Origin of the sequence: Amaricoccus tamworthensis, from assembly GCF_049800875.1 — a bacterium.
GTDB classification, from domain to species: domain Bacteria; phylum Pseudomonadota; class Alphaproteobacteria; order Rhodobacterales; family Rhodobacteraceae; genus Amaricoccus; species Amaricoccus tamworthensis.
Genome location: NZ_JBNAFV010000039.1, coordinates 1 through 3,653, shown reverse-complemented (window position 1 = coordinate 3,653; position 3,653 = coordinate 1). Strand labels below are relative to the sequence as shown.

Sequence of the window (3,653 nt, the reverse complement as noted above, 5' to 3'; positions counted from 1 at the left end):
AGTAATAGTGTGATGGCCATCTTCCGACAGTTCTCCCAGGCACTTGCAGCATTGGGTCGACCGAGAGGAAGCTGGTACCGCAAGGTGTTCCAGGCCTCCTGACCCAAACAGCGATCGACCGGGATTTCCGTGTCATTCCCTGGACCTGTCGGAGGCCTGTGGGCATCGGGCGGTGAGGCTCCGCCTCAGCTGTGCCTGTGACCCGAGAAGGGCCTGACTTTTGTCACTTTACTGTCCTGTCCAGACATTTGGCCGATGCGGATCAATTCATTCCAGCATCGGAGACACACATGCCCAAAGACCACAACACTGTTGATCCCACAACAATTGCCCAGGTTACTGCCGGGGTCGATACACATAAAGACCTTCATGTCGCGGCCATTGTCGATGCGCGGGATCAGCTTCTGGCAACGGAAACATTTGCCACGACGCGTCATGGATACAAAAGAATGCTGACCTGGATGCTGTCATTTGGAGAGCTGGAGCGCGTCGGCATTGAATGCACCGGGACCTACGGGGCGGGGCTGCTGCGCTATTTTCAGCATGCCGGCATCACGGTTCTGGAAGTGACGGCACCGGACAAAGCAGACCGGCGGCGGCGCGGCAAGGACGACACGCTCGATGCGGTAAACGCGGCTCATGCAGCTTTCTCTGGAGCCCGGACCGTCACACCCAAAAGCCGGGATGGCATGATCGAGGCGTTACGTGTTCTGAAAACCTGCAGGAAAACAGCAATCTCCGCCCGCCGTGTTGCCCTTCAGATGATCCAGACCAACATTGTGAGCGCCCCGGATCACCTGCGGGAGCAACTCCGTTCCATGAGCCGGATGCAACTGATCCGGACACTTGCAGCGTGGCGCCCGGATCTGTCGGACGGAGGGAACGTAACATCGGCCTACAGGATCGCACTGAAGTCGCTTGCACGCCGGTATCTCGAGCTGACCGATGAGGCCGCTGACCTCGATGCCCTGATTAAGGAAATCATCGACAGCCTGGCACCGGATTTGATCGCACGCCCGTCCATTGGATATGAAACGGCGGCACAGCTTTTGATAACCGCTGGCGACAATCCCGACCGTTTGCAGTCGGAGGCGGGGTTTGCAGCACTCTGCGGTGTCAGTCCCGTTCCGGCGTCATCGGGGAAAGTTCAGCGCCACCGTTTGAACCGCGGTGGAGACCGGGCTGCCAACTCTGCCCTGCACATCATCGCCATTGGCCGTCTGCGAACCGAAGAGCGAACAAAAATTTATGTTGAGCGACGGGTCGCAGACGGCCAATCAAAAATGGAGGCGATCCGATGTCTGAAGCGCTACCTTGCCCGGGAGGTTTACCACATCATCCGGAAACGAAACCTCGAGATCGCCCGGACCAAATCAGCCCTTGACTGTTAGAAGGGCGTCCAAGGATCGCAGTTCACCGGATCAACTTGGATCACGACGTTGACCCACGCGGGCGCGCGCATCTCGATGGACGGTCGAGGCAGGTACCTCGACAGTATCCTCATCGAACGGCTGTGGCGGTCGCTGAAGCCGGAGGCGATTTATCTCGAAGAAATCACCGACGGCTTCCAGGCTCGACGTATCATCAAGGACTGGATAACATGCTATAACACCGCGCGGCCTCATTCCGCACTTGATCGGCAGATACCTGACGACGCATATTGGGCGGGCTTGGAAGAACAGAAAGCAGCATGAAACCTAAACCCGATACACCTTAGAAACGCTGCAAAACTGTCTAAAAAGATGGGACCACTTCAGGTGGGGCTGATCAGAGGTGCCGTGAAACTCGTCTGCCCAGTCGGTAAGGTTTGGAATCGCATTTCGACAATCAACCAGCCAGACCTTGGTGGTTTTCGACGTGTTCGAGAATTCCCTCAGCATGTCATAGATATGGTCGATAAAGACCTTCCAGATTTCTCGACTTAGGATCTTGTCATGGATATTGCGATTAGAGAACGGCTTGCCCAGCCATTTGTCCTTGGCAGTGTAGATTGTCTGACGACAGACAGGCCTGATTTCTCGGGGCTGGGTCAAATACTCTGAGGTCACGCTTTCTACCCCATAGATCGCCCAGTGAATGGTGAAACTACAACCGGTGAGGGGCCGACTGAATTCGCCTCAAGCGGGCTGCAATCCGCTGCATCTATCGCTATTGTATTTTCCACGTTAAAGAAATTTGTTAGGGTCTTTATATTTTCTAAAACTTGGGTTGGTCGCCGTGAACAATCATTTTTCCTCTGCAGTAATCCGTGTCAGTCTGGGCACAACTCAAGAACAACTGAAGGAGCTGATTAAGCTATCCAAGGATGGATTGGAGGTAGAAGGTCTGCTTCTGATCAACCCGTTTACTGTTGGCGCATCGCTTCCGCCCGGTAGCGACATTTCAAGGGTTCTATTGCTAGGGGCAGATCTGCTTCTGGTGCAGCAAAATGGCGAGGTCCTGGTGCTCGTGGGCGGGGGCGAAGGGAGCTATGAGCTCCTATTGGATGGGCTGACCATTTCGTCTTCGGTGCTGCAGAACGCGGCGGTTGAGGACAGCAGCTGGACAAATGCTGGGGATGGCAGGGGACAGGATACCTTTGATAGGTCAAGAGATGGCGACATCTCTGAGCAAGGTTCGGGCAGCTCCCTTCCGGTTTCTGCCGGTGATCCCCTGGAGGGATTAGAAATTCATCCCCTGCTACCGCCCACTGACTACCCGGACAGGCAAAGGCCAGATCGGCACAGAGGTGGTGAAGCGTATGAGTCGACGGCGGTGCCGGTGATCGTGATTGATCCCGATGCCGTTTACGCAGAAACGGATGCCCCTCTTTCCTTTGCATTGTCGGACAGAATTGGTGTGGAGCTGGCTGGTGACAGCATCGGTGAGTACATAAGCGAAGTTACGGTATCATTGCTGGGATTGCCAAGTGGGACGACAGCTTCAGCAGGTAACTTGATTGACGCCGGAAATGGCACATTTACGCTTGAATTTACTGGGTCGCTTGCGAACTATAATGCGCTTACCCTGACATTCCCCGAAGATTTCTCATCGGACAGTCGCATTGATTTCCCAGCCGGGGATCTAACAGGTGAGATCAAAGCCAAGACAAATTTTGGGGACGAAGCAGTCTCACCTATTTCCCTGCGCATTACACCCGAAGGGGATGTGTCGATTGATGACAGCCTGCCGGACAGGGTTGCGGATGAGACCGATGCGGTTGTCGCGTTGGTCCCAGCGTCGCTGTTGCTGCCCGAGGCCACCGATCTGGATGGATCCGAGGCCTTGGGCAGCCTGACCCTGGTGATCGAGGGATTGCCCGGTGACGGCAGTTTTACACTGGCGGATATTGCCGGTCTTCCCGCAGGTGCGGTGGCGGATCTGGCGACAGCGGCGGATGGGGCGTCGACTCTGACGCTGACGATGTCCGCAACGGATGTGGGGGATCTGGCGTCGGCCTATGCCGGGATTATGCTGAACCTGCCTGCGGATTTCTCGACCACCAACCGCTCTGATCTGGATGACGACGGGAATGGCCCGGATGCAGGGGATGCCACGGCCTTGCCGATTACCCTGACCCTGACAGTGCGCACCGACGAGGACCAGGCCAACGGCGACGACACCGCCATTGACGGCGAAGCCACCGCCACCCGCACCATCGATATCGAGCATGA

General features: G+C 56.1%; 3 protein-coding genes. All 3 read left to right on the top strand.

What is annotated here, in order from left to right; all coding sequences use genetic code 11:
- Positions 1-290: 290 nt before the first annotated feature.
- Positions 291-1,391, top strand: a complete 1,101-nt coding sequence (locus tag ACP15P_RS23095; RefSeq protein WP_424927820.1) for an IS110 family RNA-guided transposase — start codon at positions 291-293, stop codon at positions 1,389-1,391.
- A 48-nt stretch (positions 1,392-1,439) separates the two neighbouring features.
- Positions 1,440-1,694: an integrase core domain-containing protein gene (locus ACP15P_RS23090; protein WP_424930768.1), complete on the top strand. Its 255-nt coding sequence runs from the start codon at positions 1,440-1,442 to the stop codon at positions 1,692-1,694.
- Between the two features lie 523 nt (positions 1,695-2,217).
- A partial coding sequence (locus ACP15P_RS23085; protein WP_424930767.1) for a hypothetical protein occupies positions 2,218-3,653 on the top strand: 1,436 nt, incomplete at its 3' end.

Bases quoted from the DNA above. Each gene is read 5' to 3' on its own strand.
- ACP15P_RS23095 (WP_424927820.1), top strand. From the start codon at position 291: ATGCCCAAAGACCACAACACTGTTGATCCCACAACAATTGCCCAGGTT.